This window comes from Streptomyces sp. NPDC097619, from assembly GCF_040302735.1.
GTDB lineage: Bacteria > Actinomycetota > Actinomycetes > Streptomycetales > Streptomycetaceae > Streptomyces.
In genome coordinates this window covers 40,859-54,404 of record NZ_JBEOSD010000023.1, presented here as the reverse complement: position 1 = coordinate 54,404, position 13,546 = coordinate 40,859, and the positions used below count along the sequence as shown (strand labels likewise).

The window sequence follows — 13,546 nt, the reverse complement described above, 5'->3', positions numbered from 1 at the left end:
GCGGCGGAGCGGAGAACGGCGGAGCCCGGATCGGCGGAACCGGACCGCGCGCGGATCGGGGGCGGATCCCCGGCCGGCCGGGGCGGGGCCGAGCGCCGACGGGCCGGGGGCGGGCCGAGCGCCGACCGGGCCTCCCGCCCGGGAAGCACCCGGCGGGCCGCGGGGAACCGCTCGCGGCCCGCGGCGGACCCGCCTCGTCCGGCGGGGGGCCGTGAGGCAGAATCGACCGCATGACGAGCCCTGACCAGCCCAGCGAGCCCACCTACGCGGACCGGGTCTACCGCTCCACCGCGTCCCTGGTGAGCGGCGGGCTGCTGCTCGCCCTGCTGCTGTGGATCTGCGGGGACGCCGTCGTCCGCGGCTCCGGGCGCACCCCCTGGATCGCACTGGCCGCGGCCCTGACCCTGGCCCCGCTGATCGTGGCCTACACCCTGCGCCCCGCCGTGTTCGCGAACGACGACCGGCTGCGGGTGCGCAACCCCTTCCGGACCATCGAACTGCCCTGGGCCGTCGTGGACGTGGTCCGGGCCCGGTTCTCCGTGGAGGCGCTGGCCGGGGACGCCACCTACCAGCTGTGGGCCATCCCGGTCTCGCTGCGGCAGCGCAAGTCCGCGCAGCGCAGGAACGCCAAGCGGAAGGCCGCCGGTGAGGCCCCGGTGGCCGGCGAGACCGAGGAGATCAGCCGTTCGGACGCGGACCGGCAGGTGGCCGAGCTCTCCGAGGTCCACGAGCGGGCCGTGGCCACCCGGCGCCCGGGCGCCCAGGGCGAGGCGGCGGTGCGCTGGGCGTACGAGATCATTGCGCCGGCCGTCGCGGGCGCGGTCCTGCTGGCCGTGCTCTTCGCCACCGGCTGAGGTGCCCGCTCCACCACGGGCGACCGGTCGGCCCACCGCCCGCCGTTCTCCCCACCGCGCTCCCCCGCCGGAGCGCCGATCGACCCGGAACCCCGTCGCGCCTTCCTCGCGGCGGGGTTCCGCGCGTCGGGGCCGGGCTCGGGGCGGGAGGGGACGGTCGTCACATACGGGGGCGGAACCGCGGCCACCGGGCGGGGCGTCCCTGGGGGTGTGCAACAGCGTCATGACGTGGGCGGCACCGCCGCCCTCCGGCTCCGGGCCCTGAGCGGCCTCCTGCTCCTCGCGCACCTCGCACTGGTCGGCTGGTTCACCCTGCGGCCCCTGGACGTGCCCTGGGCCGCCCCCGCCAACCTCACCCCGCTGGAGGGGATCCGGGACGACCTGGCGCAAGGACCGTTGGAGGCGGCCCGCCGTCTCGGTTCCGCCCTGGTCCTGCTGGCCCCGCTGGGCGTGCTGATGCCACTGGCGGGCGGGCGGCTGAACGGTTCTCCACTGGCCTCGCTGGCCCGGACCACCGCCACCGGCGCCCTGGTCTCCCTGGCCATCGAGATGTTGCAGAGCGGGATACCGGGACAGGTGACGGACGTGGACTCGCTGCTGCTCAACACCGCCGGGGTCGCGTTGGCGCACCTCGCGGTGGTGCCGGCGGTGCGGGCGCGGCTGCGCCGAGGAGCTCGGGCGGTGCCGGTACCCGGGGTGGAGTCTCAGGGGCCGACCCCGAGAATTTCCAGGGTCGGTATCGCCCCCTGGAGCGAGGCCCTTTCCGCGGTGCCCCGGGATTATTGAGTCATCGCAGAAAGCGATCCGACGAAGGAGAATCCCATGGCCGCCCTTACTCGCCCCCGTGACGGACGAATGATCGGCGGAGTCTGCGCCGGGCTGGCGCGCCGTTTCGGCATATCCGCCAAGATGATGCGGATCATCTTCCTGGTCTCGTGCCTGCTGCCGGGGCCCCAGTTCCTGATCTACCTCGCGCTGTGGGTGCTGCTCCCCGAGGACCGGACCGCCAAGGCCGCCTGGTAATCGGCGCGCGTTTCCCGCTCAGCCCTCCCGCTGCGCCGCGGCGAGTTTCTCCAGCTGCTTTTCGGGGAGTTCCCGGGGCACTTCGGCCCGGTCCTGGGAGGCCACGTTGAGCGCCATCATCCGGATGACGGTGCTCCCCTCGCGGACGACGAGCAGGTGCACGGGGGCCGACACCCCGGCGGCGGAGGCGGTGACGTTCCAACTGACGGTGTCGTCCCCGGCGGTCCGGTAGGGCACCGCCTTCACGTCCCGATAGGTGCCGGTCTGCTTCTCGACCGTGGCGGAGAAGCCGGAGGCGCAGGAGGCGAGCGCCCGACGGAGTCCGGAGACCAGGTTCTCCGCCCCGGCTTCCGTGTAGGAGCTGAGGGAGGCGGACACGGCCAGGCCCAGCTTGGTGCGGGAGCCGATGCCCCGGTTGACGGTCTCGCGGGCCGCGGGGTCGGGCTTGTCGCCCATGATGTCGGCGAGCGGCTGGCAGGCGGCGCGGTCGGCCTGGGGCTGACCGTCGGGGGCCGAGGGGTCCTTGCCCTGGGCGGAGATCTGGTAGCCGTCCAGGTCGCCCTGGGCCAGCGCCGCGCGCGCGAGCAGGCTGCCGGCCGCGGTGGTGGGCGCGCCGGAGGGGGAACCGCCCGTCGGAGTGCCGGGGGTGCCCGCGGTCGGGGATCCCGTGGCGGAGGGGCGGCCGGAGCTCTTGCCCTCGCCCCGGTGGTCGCCGTCCTCCGGGGTTCCGGAGCAGCCCGCGGCGAGCAGCAGGGCGGGGACGGTCAGGAGCGCGGCGGCCCCTCGTGCCTTCACGTGCATGGTCGTCAGAACCTCATAGCCCGTATTCCTCCCGGCGGTTGACGGCCGGAAGCTCGCGGCGATCCTGGCACAGCGCGCAGGGAGGCGCACACCCCTTCAGAAGGGTGTGCGCCCACCGTGCACGCGTTCGCGTCAGGAATCAGCCGCCGAGCGGCAGGCCACCCTGGAGCGGCAGGCCGCCGAGCAGGCCCGTGGCACCGGCCAGCGGGTCGGCGGACTCGCTCTGGCCCTGGTCGGCCGAGTGGTTGGTGACCTTGCCGAGGGTGTCCGCGACCGGGGCGGCGTTGGCCACGCCCGTGACGGTGCTGAGGGCGTCGGCGACACCCACGGCGGGCATCGCGGAGGCGGAGCCCGCGGCGGCAGCGGCGAAGGCGGCACCGAGGGCGGCGACACCGAGGGTCTTGGCAGCTGACTGCTTCATGAAATCTCGTCCTTGCGACGGGGAATTGAGCGGCTCCGCAAGCTAGCCATGCCAAACCCGTCACCGCAAACATCCTTTGATATGAGAAAGCGCCCGGGAGTTGATCCTCCCGGGCGCTTTCGGACAGCGATGCTCTGGCCTACGCGGAGACAGAACCGCTGGTGGAAGCGGTCTGGCGGAACAGCCACTCCGACTTCAGCTCGGCATAACCGGGCTTGATGACGTCGTTGATCATCGCCAATCGTTCATCGAAAGGAATGAACGCGGACTTCATCGCGTTGACCGTGAACCACTGCATGTCGTCGAGCGAGTAGCCGAAGGTGTCGACCAGGTGCTCGAACTCGCGGGTCATGCTGGTGCCGCTCATCAGGCGGTTGTCCGTGTTCACGGTGAGCCGGAAGTGCAGCTTGCGCAGCAGACCGATGGGGTGCTCGGCGTACGAGGCGGCGGCACCGGTCTGCAGGTTGGAGGTGGGGCACATCTCCAGGGGGACGCGCTTGTCCCGCACGTAGGAGGCCAGCCGGCCCAGGGTGACGGAACCGTCCTCGGCGACCTGGATGTCGTCGATGATCTTCACGCCGTGACCCAGGCGGTCGGCGCCGCACCACTGGAGCGCCTGCCAGATCGACGGCAGACCGAAGGCCTCGCCCGCGTGGATGGTGAAGTGGTTGTTCTCGCGCTTCAGGTACTCGAAGGCGTCCAGGTGGCGGGTGGGGGGGAACCCGGCCTCGGCACCGGCGATGTCGAAGCCGACGACGCCGTTGTCCCGGTAGCGGTTGGCCAGCTCGGCGATCTCCAGAGCGCGGGCGGCGTGGCGCATCGCGGTCAGCAGCGCGCCGATGCGGATCCGGTGGCCGTTGGCCTTGGCGCGGCGCTCACCCTCGCGGAAGCCGTCGTTCACGGCCTCGACGACCTCTTCGAGGGTCAGACCGGCTTCGAGGTGCTGCTCGGGGGCGTAACGGATCTCGGCGTAGACCACGCCGTCCTCGGCCAGGTCCTCGGCGCACTCCGCGGCGACGCGGAACAGCGCCTCCTTGGTCTGCATGACGGCGCAGGTGTGCGCGAACGTCTCCAGGTAGCGCGGCAGGGAGCCGGAGTCGGCCGCGTCGCGGAACCAGACGCCCAGCTTGTCGGCGTCGGTCTCGGGAAGCTTGTCGTAGCCGACCTCGCGGGCCAGCTCGATGATCGTCCCGGGACGCAGGCCACCGTCGAGGTGGTCGTGCAGGAGCACCTTGGGGGCACGGCGGATCTGGTCCGGGTTGGGCAGGTTGGCGGTCTCGCTCGTCATCTCGGCACTCTAGCGCCTACGCGCGTAGAGCGCCCGTGGGGGCGGGGCGGTCGATACGTAACAGTGACCGTGCGGACGGGTGGCGTACACCTGACGGTCTGAGACTGTTTCGCCATGGCACAGCATGCGCCCCCGGAGCGCGGGGCCCGCCTGGGGCGGGCGGCCCGCGCGAACGGTTCCCAGGTGGTCAGCGGAGTGGTCCTGTTACTGCCCGGAAGGTCCCGGTTCCCACCGGGTGCGGTCCGGTCCCTGAGCCGGGCACTGGCCCGGGCGGGCGCGGAGGAGGGGTTGGTCGCGCACACGGTGCTCGAAGGCTCCGCGCACGAGGCGGCGGACGAGGCGGTGCGCCGCTACGGGGACGTACCGGTCTGCCTCGCCGGATTCGGGGCGGGGGGACTGGAGGCGCTGCGCGGGGCGGGGCACTCCGCGGTCAACTCCGTTCTGTGCGTGGCCCCGTGCCTCCCCGAAGCCTCTCCGACCGACTCCCCCGAACCGGTGAAGCAGCTCTCCGGACGCCAGGTGTTGATCGTCCACGGCACCAACGACGCGCGCTGCGACCCCGAGTTGTCCTTCCGGCTCGCCGCGCGCGCGAAGAAGGCGAACCGCGCCACCTGCCGCTTCGAGGTTCATTCGGACGGCCACTCCCTGCGGGAGCACCGCACCGAAGTCGTCGCGCTGGCCATGGACTTCGTCCTCGGCTCCCTCTTCTCCGGACGGTACTCGCGGCCGGTGACGGACGCCCTGGCCGCTCCGCCCCCGCTCGGCCTGCGAATGCCGCTGGCCTCCGGCTTCGGGCGGTCGCTCCGGGGCTGAGCGAGCCGAGGGAGGGGACGGGGTGGGATGGTGGGCGAGAGGGATCGGGAAGGGGGCGGCGCGGCCGGAGTGGTGGGGCCGGGTTCGCGGGGCCTGCCCGGTGGAGCGCGGGGCGGGATCGGGACGGCGGGCGCGGATCCGGGGTCGTGGATCGGTGGTGGTCGCGCCGGTCCGCGCGGGGCCGCCGTACCGCCCCCTCACGGACGGAGGCACCGCCGGTCCGGCGCGACCACCAGGGCGTGCGCACCCGTGGCGCGGGTCGCCGCCCTACGGCCGGACGCGGACTCGACAGGACCGCCACGGGCCTCCCCCGACCCGCGCCGTCCCCCTCTGCCTCGCCGCGTTCCCCCCTCACGCCGTACCGCCACTCTGCCGCCGGGAGCATTGGTCCGTACCGGGCGGAACCTGGCCGGATCGTGTTCGGCGGGAACCCGAGGGGTTTACGAACAGGGTGAGACCGGGACGAATATCCCCATGCCAGACGATCTCGTGAGCCCGGCGGCCCGTCGTCTGTACGCGTTCGCGGCCGACCGGTACGCGTTCACGGCCGCGGAGGCGGTGACGGCCCTGGGCCCGGCGGCCGACCCCGGGGCCGATGCCTGCGCCGGCGCCGGCACCGACACCTCGCCCGGCGAGGGTGGCGGTGAGGGGACCGCCGTGGATTCCGGCGGTGTCGGGGTCGTGGAGATCGGGGAGGCCCTCGCGGAGCTGGTCGGGGCGGGACTGCTGCGGCGGGTCCCGGACGGGGCCGACGGCGCCGGTGCCCGCACCGGCGGAGTGGGCGCGGACGGTGGGGGCGGCGGGGACGCGGCCGTGGCGCGGTGGGCCGCGGTGGAGCCTCGGGCGGCGGCCGCCGGGGCGCTGGCGCCGCTCGCCGAGCGGGTGCGGCGGGCCCAGGAGGAGATGGACCGGACCCGGCTGCTGTTGGAGTCCTTCGCCCCGGCCTACGAGGCGGGGGCGGCGCAGCGGGCCCGGGACCGTTCCGCGGACCTGGAGCTGATCACCGACCTCGGGGCGGTGCGCGCCCTGATCGCCGAGCTGTCCGCGTCCTGCCAGGAGGAACTGCTGACCTCGCAGCCCGGTGGCGGCCGGGCCGTGGAGACCCTGGAGGAGGCCATCGGCCGGGACGAGTGCATGCTCGCCCGCGGGGTCCGGATGCGGACCGTCTACCAGCACACCGCCCGCTACAACCGGCCCACCGCCGCCTACGTGGAACGGGTCACGGCCCTCGGGGCGCAGGTGCGGACCCTCGGCGACGGACTGATGCGGATGCTCGTCTTCGACCGGCGGACCGGACTGATCGCGGCCCGCGGCCCCGACGGGGCCCCGCTGAGCGGGGCGGCCCTGGTGGTGCGGGAGCCGAGCGTGGTGGAGTTCATGACCGCCGCCTTCGAACGCTCCTGGGCCGGGGCCGAGCCCTTCCCCGTGACGGTCGGCCCCGACCTGGCCCGCACCATCTCCGACGAGCTGCGCCAGACGATCGTGCGGCTGCTCGCGGACGGGGTCGAGGACAAGGTGATCGCGCGGCGGCTCGGCATGTCGGAGCGGACCTGTCAGCGGCACATCGCGGAGATCATGCGGGCGGTGGGGGCGCGGAGCCGGTTCCAGGCGGGGTGGCTGGCCGGCGCGGCCTCGGGGGGAGTCACGACGGACTCGGCCCCGGCCGCCGACTCGGCCCCGGCACCGGCTCCGGCCGCCGCGGAACGGGCGGGAGCGGGGCGGGGGAAGGGCGGCAAGGTGGCGGGGGGCCGGCCGGAGGGGGGACGGCCGCCGGGGCGGCGCGGAAGCGGTTGAGGTACCCCCTGGCGAGGCGTGCCCTTGTTCCCGTCCCGGGCGCGTGCGGCTCCACGACCGCCTCGCTCGCGGGCGGGGCCGGATCCCGGTCACGGTTCCGGGAGGAGGTTGCCCCGGCGGGAGAGGAGGAACTTCTTGAAGGCGGCCACGGGAGGCGTGTCGGGGTGGCCGTCGAGCCAGGCGACGCCGATCTCGCGGACGGCCCTCGGGGCGGTCACGGTCAGTTCGACCACGCCGGGGCGGGCCACCGCCGGTGGGGGCAGCAGGGCCACGCCGAGCCCGGCCGCGACCAGTCCGCGCAGGGTCTCGGCCTCCTCGCCCTCGAAGGCCACCTTCGGGGTGAAGCCGGCCTCGGCGCACAGGTCGTCGGTGATGCGGCGCAGCCCGTAGCCGGGCTCCAGGGTCACGAAGGTCTCCTCGGCGGCCTCGGCCAGCCGGATCCGCTTGCGGCCGGCGAGCCGGTGGTCCTCGGGGACCACGAGCCGCAGCCGCTGCTCGTCCAGCCGTCGGGCGACCAGTCCGGGGACCTCGGGGACCGGGGAGGTCAGGCAGAGGTCGAGCTCGCCGGCGCGGAGCCGCTCCAGCATGGCCTCGCCGTAGTTCTGCACCAGGGAGAAGCGGACCCCGGGATGGTCCACCCGGAAGGCCCGGATCAGGCCGGGCACCGTCTCCGAGCCGAGGGTGTGCAGGAAGCCGAAGGCCACCTTGCCCGCGGCGGGGTCGGCGTCGGCCCGGACGGACTCGGCGGCCCGGCCCACTTCGACGAGGGCCCGTTCCACCGGGGCCAGGAAGGTGCGGCCGGCCGGCGTCAGGGTGAGGGCGCGACCGTGCCGGGCGAACAGGGAGACGCCCAACTCCGCTTCGAGCCGGGCGATCGCCCGGGACAGCGTGGGCTGCGGGACGCCCAGCTCCTGGGCGGCCCGCGTGACGTGCTCGTGCCGGGCCACGGCGGCGAACCAGGCCAGCCGCGGGGCCAGGGCCGTTGTCACGGCCATGTCTTCTTCGTTACCAGTCAATGACAGGCACCCCTCTGGCCATTGCTCATACGTCAGTGCATCGATTATCGCGATTCAACGCATTGGACGCATGAAGAAGAGGAGCCTAGTTTCGAGGCATGACTCCCGCTCATACCGGGGCACCCGTCACCGCGGGTGCCTCCGTGCCGCCGTCCCCGGAAGACCCCGAACCCCTCGCACCCGGCCGCCCCGGCTACCGCCGGATGAGCCTCGCGCTCTTCGCCGCCGGACTCGCCACCTTCGCGCTGCTGTACTCCACCCAGGCCCTGCTCCCGGCGATCTCGGCCGGTTTCGGGGTGACGGCCGGTCAGGCCAGCTGGACCGTCTCGGCGGCGACCGGGGCCCTCGCCCTCTTCGTCCTGCCGCTCAGCGCCCTGTCGGAGCGCGTGGGCCGGACCCGGATGATGACCTGGTCCCTCGCGGTGGCGGTGGCCGTCGGCCTGCTGGTGCCGTTCGCCCCGAACGTGGAGAGCCTGGTCGCGCTGCGCGCGGTGCAGGGCGCGGCGATCGCGGGCATCCCGGCCTCGGCGATGGCCCACCTCGCGGAGGAGGTCCGGCCGAAGGCCCTGGTCGGGGCGATCGGGCTGTTCGTGGCGGGCAACTCCATCGGCGGGATGAGCGGCCGGCTGGTCACCGGCTGGGCCGCCGAACTGGGCGGTTGGCGGGCCGGGCTGGCGGCCGTGGGCGTGCTGGCGCTGCTGTGCGCGGTGGCCTTCCGGGTGCTGCTGCCCCGCGCCCGGTTCTTCCGTCCGGCCTCGCTCCGGCCCCGTGCGGTGGGCCGGACCGTGGCCGGTCACCTCCGGAACCCGCTGCTGCTGCGCCTGTACGGGATCGGGGCGCTGTTCATGACGGTGTTCGGGGCCGTGTACACGGTGATCGGGTACCGGCTGGCGGAGGCCCCGTTCGGGCTGGGGCAGGGCGTGATCGGCTCGGTGTTCCTGGTGTACCTGGTCGGGACCGCCTCCTCGGCCGCGGCCGGGCAGTTGGTGGCCCGGGCGGGCCGTCGGGGGGCCCTGTACCTGGCCGTGACGACCACGGCGGCGGGTCTGCTGCTGTCGCTGTCGGACCGGCTGGGGCTGGTCCTGGCGGGCCTGGTCCTGATCACGGCGGGCTTCTTCGCCGGGCACGCGGTGGCGTCCGCGGCGGTGAGCCGGACCGCGAAGACGGGCCGGGCGCAGGCTTCGGCGCTCTACCAGTCGGCCTACTACCTGGGCAGCAGCGCGGGCGGCACGTTGGGCGCGGTGGCGTACCACGCCGGTGGTTGGGACGCGGCCGTGGCGCTGGGTCTGACCGCGGTGCTGGGCGTCGTCTCGATCACCCTGTACGGGACCCGGGTGGCGCGCGCCGAGCGGCTCCTCGCGGGCGCGGCGGCGGCCCGCTGACGGGCGGGCGGCGGGGCCGGCCGGATCGTGGCCGGTCCGTTATCGGCGGGGCGGCCCGGGGCGCAACTGTCCCGGGCCGTCGCGCGTCTCCCCTGCGAGGGCCCGGTGCGGGCCCGGGAGGGGAGGACGAGATGGGCGCGATGAGCGCGATACGCGGCAAGGTAGAGGGGACGGGGCGCCGGAACCGGCTGCGGGCGGTGGCCGTGGGCTCCGCGACGGCGCTGGCGCTGCCGCTGACCATGGCGGTGACCGCGGCTCCGGCACAGGCCGCGTCCTGCAACCTGACGACGGGCCCGTACCAGCGGCAGGTGGAGAAGTTCCTGGGCCGCCCGGTGGACGGCGTGCAGTCCGCGGCGGACTGTCAGGCGACCAAGGCGTTCCAGGCCAAGCACGGGATCACGCCGACCGTCGGGTACGCGGGGATCGTGACCTGGCGGACGATGAACACGATGCTGGAGCAGAAGGCCGCGGGGAAGACCCCGAACAAGGCCGGCAAGTGCCCGGTGAACAAGGGCCGCATCGCGTGCGTGGACCTCACCCGGCAGCTCAGCTGGATCCAGGACGGCGCGACCCTGAAGTACGGGCCGGTGCCGGTCCGCACCGGCAAGGACGGCACGGAGACCCGGACCGGCGCCAGGAAGATCTACCACCGGAACATCAACCACTGGTCGTCGATCTACCGGGTGTGGATGCCGTACTCGCAGTTCTTCGACGGCGGGCAGGCCTTCCACTCCGTCACCAAGAGCATGTGGAACCCGCCGGGCTCCGGCGGCTGCGTGAACATGACGCCCGCGGACGCGAAGGCGTACTGGAACCTCCTGAAGAACGGCGACGACGTCTTCGTCTACGGCCGCAAGCCGGGGACCTGACGGGAGGCGCCGGCGCGGCGCCCTCGCGGTGCGGGCCGGTCCGGCCGGGGTCACGGGGCCCGGCGGGGCCGGCCCGTACCGTTTCCCGGACCGCTCCGTGCTGCTCCCGGGCCGCTCCCGGTCCGCTCCGCGCTGCCGTTGTCGGACCCCTGGGGTAGTTTCCGAAGGGAGTCGGGACACGCAGGGGGCGAGGGCGATGAGCAAGGCAGCGGTGGCCGGTCCGGAGCTGGACGAGGCGCTGGAGCGGTACCGGGTGGAGCTGACCGGGTACTGCTACCGGATGCTGGGATCCTCCTTCGACGCGGAGGACGCGGTGCAGGAGACCTGCATCCGGGCCTGGCGCGGTCACGCCACCTTCGAAGGGCGGTCGAGCCTGCGCTCCTGGCTGTACCGGATCGCCACGAACGTCTGCCTCGACCTGCTGAACGCCGGGAACAAGCGGGCCCGCCCCATGGACCTGACCGCGCCGCAGGCGCAGTCCTCCGCGATCCTGAACACCCGGCCCGAGGTGACCTGGCTGGAGCCGGTCCCCGACGCACGGGTCCTGCCGCAGACCGCCGACCCGGCCGAGCTGGCCCTCGCCAAGGAATCGGTGCGGCTGGCCTTCGTGGCGGCCCTCCAGCACCTGCCGTCCCGGCAGCGGGCGGTACTGATCCTGCGCGAGGTGCTCGCCTGGAAGGCCGACGAGGTCGCCGAGCTGCTGGGCACCACCACGGCCTCGGTGAACAGCGCCCTCCAGCGGGCCCGCGCCACCCTGGCCGCCCGCGACCTGCGCGCGAGCGAGGCCGCGGACCCGCTGGACGAGGAGCAGCGCAAGCTGCTGGAGCGCTACCTGACCGCCTTCGAGGGCTACGACATCGAGCAGCTGACCAGCCTGCTCCACGAGGACGCCGTGCTGTCCATGCCGCCCTTCGACCTGTGGCTCCGGGGCCCCGCCGACATCGCCGCCTGGCACCTCGTGCAGGGCATCGGCTGCAAGGGCTCCCGGCTGGTGCCGACGGTCGCGAACGGGCTGCCCGCCTTCGGGCAGTACCGGCCCGCGGCGGACGGCGAGGGGCACGAGCCGTGGGCCCTCCAGGTGCTGGAGATCTCAGGCGGGAAGATCACCGGGCTCAACGCCTTCCTCGACACCGAGCGGTGGTTCCCGCTCTTCGGTCTGCCCGAGCGGCTCGGCTAGACCGGTCAGGTCCAGGAGGGCGCGGAGGGCCGGGCCGGCGTTCGACAGGCGGAGCCGGGTGCCCTCGCGGGCGGCCTCCAGGGCCAGGCGGGCCAGGGCGTCCAGGTCCGAGAGGGTGGGGGTCGTGAGGGAGGCGACGTCGTGGGGCCGGGGTTCCCCGGGTTCCGGGGGTTCCTGCGGTTTCCAGGGCTTCCGCGGTTCGGGGGGTGTGGGCTCGGGGGCCGGGTGAGGGTCCATGTGTGGGGGACCGTGGAGAGGGGCGGAACTCATCGGTTCCCGTGGGGCAGGGTTCGGGGCCTCTCCCCCACCCCGCCCCTTCCCTGAACCGGGCGCCTGCGGCCCCGGGCCCGGGCCACCGCCCCTTGGTGCCCCCGGCCGGCCGTCAGGCGCGGCTCCGAGACCGCCTCGAACGCCGGCGGGGCCGGGTGGGTGCCCCCTTGAGGGGACCCGCTGCGGAACCGCCCCTCGCCAGAGCCGGTCCCACGAGCCGAAGCCCACCCATCAACCCCGCGCGGCGTTTGACCGCAGCAGTGACGGGGGGCCGGACGACCACACCAGCCCCCATCAAGCCCGCGCGGCGATCGAGCGCATCGTTGACCCGAAGCCGAACGACCGGCCCGGCCCACCCATCAAGCCCGCGCGGCGATCGAGCGCAACCCTGACCGGGGGCCGGACGACCACACCAGCCCCGATCAAGCCCGCGCGGCGATTGAGCGCAGCCCTGACCGGGGGGTGCCTGGTCCGTCGGGGCGGTTACGCGATGCGGTCCAGGACGATCGGGGACGGGGTGAAGTCCGTGCCCGCGGGGGCCACGTCGTAGGAGCCCTCCAGGGAGGCCAGGGCGTAGTCGAACTTCTCGGGGGTGTCGGTGTGCAGGGTCATCAGGGGCTGGCCCGCGGTGACCGTGTCGCCGGGCTTGGCGTGGAGTTCGATGCCGGCGCCCGCCTGCACCGGGTCCTCCTTGCGGGCGCGGCCCGCGCCGAGGCGCCAGGCGCCGACGCCGACGGCGTAGGCGTCGAGGCGGGTCAGGACGCCGGAGGCGGAGGCGGTGACGACGTGCTGCTCGCGGGCGACCGGCAGCGCGGCGTCCGGGTCGCCGCCCTGCGCGGAGATCATCCGGCGCCACACGTCCATCGCTGAGCCGTCCGCGAGGGCCTTGGCCGGGTCGGCGTCCTTGATGCCGGCGGCGTCCAGCATCTCCTGGGCGAGGGCGATGGTCAGCTCGACCACGTCGGCCGGGCCGCCGCCCGCGAGGACCTCGACGGACTCGCGGATCTCCAGGGCGTTGCCCGCGGTCAGGCCGAGCGGGGTGGACATGTCGGTGAGCAGGGCCACCGTCTTGACGCCGGAGTCGGTGCCGAGGCCGACCATGGTGCGGGCCAGCTCGCGGGCGTCGTCGATGTTCTTCATGAAGGCGCCGGTGCCGACCTTCACGTCGAGGACCAGCGAGCCGGTGCCCTCGGCGATCTTCTTGGACATGATCGAGGAGGCGATCAGCGGGATGGCCTCGACGGTGCCGGTGACGTCGCGGAGGGCGTACAGCTTCTTGTCGGCGGGGGCCAGGCCGTCGCCCGCGGCGCAGATGACGGCGCCGGTGGTGTCGAGGACGTGCAGCATCTCCTCGTTGGAGAGGAGGGCGCGCCAGCCGGGGATGGACTCCAGCTTGTCGAGGGTGCCGCCGGTGTGGCCGAGACCGCGGCCGGAGAGCTGCGGTACGGCGGCGCCGCAGGCGGCGACGAGCGGGGCCAGGGGCAGGGTGATCTTGTCGCCGACGCCGCCGGTGGAGTGCTTGTCGGCGGTGGGGCGAGAGAGGGAGTCGAAGTTCATCCGCTCGCCGCTGGCGATCATCGCGGCGGTCCAGCGGGCGATCTCGGCCCGGTTCATGCCGTTGAGCAGGATGGCCATGGCCAGGGCGGACATCTGCTCGTCGGCGACCACGCCACGGGTGTAGGCGTCGATGACCCAGTCGATCTGCTCGGGGCTCAGCTCGCCGCGGTCGCGCTTGGTACGGATGACGGAGATGACGTCCATGGAGGTACTTCCTTCTACGCGCATAGAGAGGGGTGTCAACGGTACTGCGGGGAAGTGCGACGGCCCCCCGCCCGGCA

At 74.0% G+C, this 13,546-nt stretch carries 13 protein-coding genes; 8 read left to right on the top strand and 5 right to left on the bottom strand.

Annotation, left to right across the window (positions count from 1 at the left end; all coding sequences use genetic code 11):
• Nucleotides 1-230 precede the first annotated feature (230 nt).
• From ABTZ17_RS09410 to ABTZ17_RS09400, 3 genes are all read left to right on the top strand, one after another.
• Nucleotides 231-854, top strand: a complete 624-nt coding sequence (locus tag ABTZ17_RS09410; RefSeq protein ID WP_352194942.1) for a PH domain-containing protein — start codon at nucleotides 231-233, stop codon at nucleotides 852-854.
• Nucleotides 855-1,064: 210 nt separating this feature from the next.
• A complete protein-coding gene (locus ABTZ17_RS09405; protein WP_352194941.1) occupies nucleotides 1,065-1,640 on the top strand; it encodes a VanZ family protein in 576 nt (191 codons plus the stop codon).
• Between the two features lie 36 nt (nucleotides 1,641-1,676).
• Nucleotides 1,677-1,877, top strand: a complete 201-nt coding sequence (locus tag ABTZ17_RS09400) for a PspC domain-containing protein (protein WP_352194940.1) — start codon at nucleotides 1,677-1,679, stop codon at nucleotides 1,875-1,877.
• 18 nt (nucleotides 1,878-1,895) lie between these two features.
• Here the strand turns inward: ABTZ17_RS09400 and ABTZ17_RS09395 are convergent, their stop codons facing one another.
• The 3 genes from ABTZ17_RS09395 to ABTZ17_RS09385 form a co-directional block, all read right to left on the bottom strand.
• Complete coding sequence (locus ABTZ17_RS09395) at nucleotides 1,896-2,678, bottom strand: hypothetical protein (RefSeq protein ID WP_352194939.1); 783 nt, start codon at nucleotides 2,676-2,678, stop codon at nucleotides 1,896-1,898.
• A 139-nt stretch (nucleotides 2,679-2,817) separates the two neighbouring features.
• Nucleotides 2,818-3,099 carry a hypothetical protein gene (locus ABTZ17_RS09390; RefSeq protein ID WP_352194938.1) on the bottom strand — a complete coding sequence of 94 codons (282 nt, stop codon included), beginning with the start codon at nucleotides 3,097-3,099 and terminating at the stop codon, nucleotides 2,818-2,820.
• Between the two features lie 139 nt (nucleotides 3,100-3,238).
• Nucleotides 3,239-4,387 carry an adenosine deaminase gene (locus ABTZ17_RS09385; RefSeq protein ID WP_352194937.1) on the bottom strand — a complete coding sequence of 383 codons (1,149 nt, stop codon included), beginning with the start codon at nucleotides 4,385-4,387 and terminating at the stop codon, nucleotides 3,239-3,241.
• 114 nt (nucleotides 4,388-4,501) lie between these two features.
• On the opposite strand from ABTZ17_RS09385, the gene ABTZ17_RS09380 reads away from it, so the two are divergent.
• Together ABTZ17_RS09380 and ABTZ17_RS09375 are read left to right on the top strand one after the other, a co-directional pair.
• On the top strand, nucleotides 4,502-5,200 hold the full coding sequence (locus tag ABTZ17_RS09380; RefSeq protein WP_352194936.1) for a prolyl oligopeptidase family serine peptidase: 699 nt from the start codon (nucleotides 4,502-4,504) through the stop codon (nucleotides 5,198-5,200).
• Between the two features lie 474 nt (nucleotides 5,201-5,674).
• On the top strand, nucleotides 5,675-6,994 hold the full coding sequence (locus ABTZ17_RS09375; protein WP_352194935.1) for a helix-turn-helix transcriptional regulator: 1,320 nt from the start codon (nucleotides 5,675-5,677) through the stop codon (nucleotides 6,992-6,994).
• A gap of 89 nt (nucleotides 6,995-7,083) precedes the next feature.
• Here ABTZ17_RS09375 and ABTZ17_RS09370 read toward each other — a convergent pair whose 3' ends face one another.
• Nucleotides 7,084-7,989: a LysR family transcriptional regulator gene (locus tag ABTZ17_RS09370; protein ID WP_352194934.1), complete on the bottom strand. Its 906-nt coding sequence runs from the start codon at nucleotides 7,987-7,989 to the stop codon at nucleotides 7,084-7,086.
• Nucleotides 7,990-8,108: 119 nt separating this feature from the next.
• Between ABTZ17_RS09370 and ABTZ17_RS09365 the strand changes: the two genes are divergently transcribed.
• The 3 genes from ABTZ17_RS09365 (at nucleotide 8,109) to ABTZ17_RS09355 (ending at nucleotide 11,438) form a co-directional block, all read left to right on the top strand.
• The gene (locus tag ABTZ17_RS09365) at nucleotides 8,109-9,392 is read left to right on the top strand and encodes an MFS transporter (protein WP_352194933.1); all 1,284 of its coding nucleotides are present in this window, start codon (nucleotides 8,109-8,111) and stop codon (nucleotides 9,390-9,392) included.
• A gap of 239 nt (nucleotides 9,393-9,631) precedes the next feature.
• On the top strand, nucleotides 9,632-10,261 hold the full coding sequence (locus ABTZ17_RS09360; protein ID WP_352194963.1) for a L,D-transpeptidase family protein: 630 nt from the start codon (nucleotides 9,632-9,634) through the stop codon (nucleotides 10,259-10,261).
• A gap of 196 nt (nucleotides 10,262-10,457) precedes the next feature.
• Entirely contained in the window at nucleotides 10,458-11,438 is a 981-nt protein-coding gene (locus tag ABTZ17_RS09355; RefSeq protein ID WP_352194932.1) for a sigma-70 family RNA polymerase sigma factor, read from the top strand.
• A 753-nt stretch (nucleotides 11,439-12,191) separates the two neighbouring features.
• On the opposite strand, the gene ABTZ17_RS09350 is transcribed toward ABTZ17_RS09355, so the two are convergent.
• Nucleotides 12,192-13,469: a thymidine phosphorylase gene (locus ABTZ17_RS09350; protein ID WP_352194931.1), complete on the bottom strand. Its 1,278-nt coding sequence runs from the start codon at nucleotides 13,467-13,469 to the stop codon at nucleotides 12,192-12,194.
• Nucleotides 13,470-13,546: the final 77 nt, after the last annotated feature.

Coding starts and splice junctions, on each gene's coding strand:
- ABTZ17_RS09410 (WP_352194942.1), top strand. CDS start 231: ATGACGAGCCCTGACCAGCCCAGCGAGCCCACCTACGCGGACCGGGTC.
- ABTZ17_RS09400 (WP_352194940.1), top strand. CDS start 1,677: ATGGCCGCCCTTACTCGCCCCCGTGACGGACGAATGATCGGCGGAGTC.
- ABTZ17_RS09395 (WP_352194939.1), bottom strand. CDS start 2,678: ATGCACGTGAAGGCACGAGGGGCCGCCGCGCTCCTGACCGTCCCCGCC.
- ABTZ17_RS09390 (WP_352194938.1), bottom strand. CDS start 3,099: ATGAAGCAGTCAGCTGCCAAGACCCTCGGTGTCGCCGCCCTCGGTGCC.
- ABTZ17_RS09385 (WP_352194937.1), bottom strand. CDS start 4,387: ATGACGAGCGAGACCGCCAACCTGCCCAACCCGGACCAGATCCGCCGT.
- ABTZ17_RS09380 (WP_352194936.1), top strand. CDS start 4,502: ATGGCACAGCATGCGCCCCCGGAGCGCGGGGCCCGCCTGGGGCGGGCG.
- ABTZ17_RS09375 (WP_352194935.1), top strand. CDS start 5,675: ATGCCAGACGATCTCGTGAGCCCGGCGGCCCGTCGTCTGTACGCGTTC.
- ABTZ17_RS09370 (WP_352194934.1), bottom strand. CDS start 7,989: ATGGCCGTGACAACGGCCCTGGCCCCGCGGCTGGCCTGGTTCGCCGCC.
- ABTZ17_RS09365 (WP_352194933.1), top strand. CDS start 8,109: ATGACTCCCGCTCATACCGGGGCACCCGTCACCGCGGGTGCCTCCGTG.
- ABTZ17_RS09360 (WP_352194963.1), top strand. CDS start 9,632: ATGGCGGTGACCGCGGCTCCGGCACAGGCCGCGTCCTGCAACCTGACG.
- ABTZ17_RS09355 (WP_352194932.1), top strand. CDS start 10,458: ATGAGCAAGGCAGCGGTGGCCGGTCCGGAGCTGGACGAGGCGCTGGAG.
- ABTZ17_RS09350 (WP_352194931.1), bottom strand. CDS start 13,469: ATGGACGTCATCTCCGTCATCCGTACCAAGCGCGACCGCGGCGAGCTG.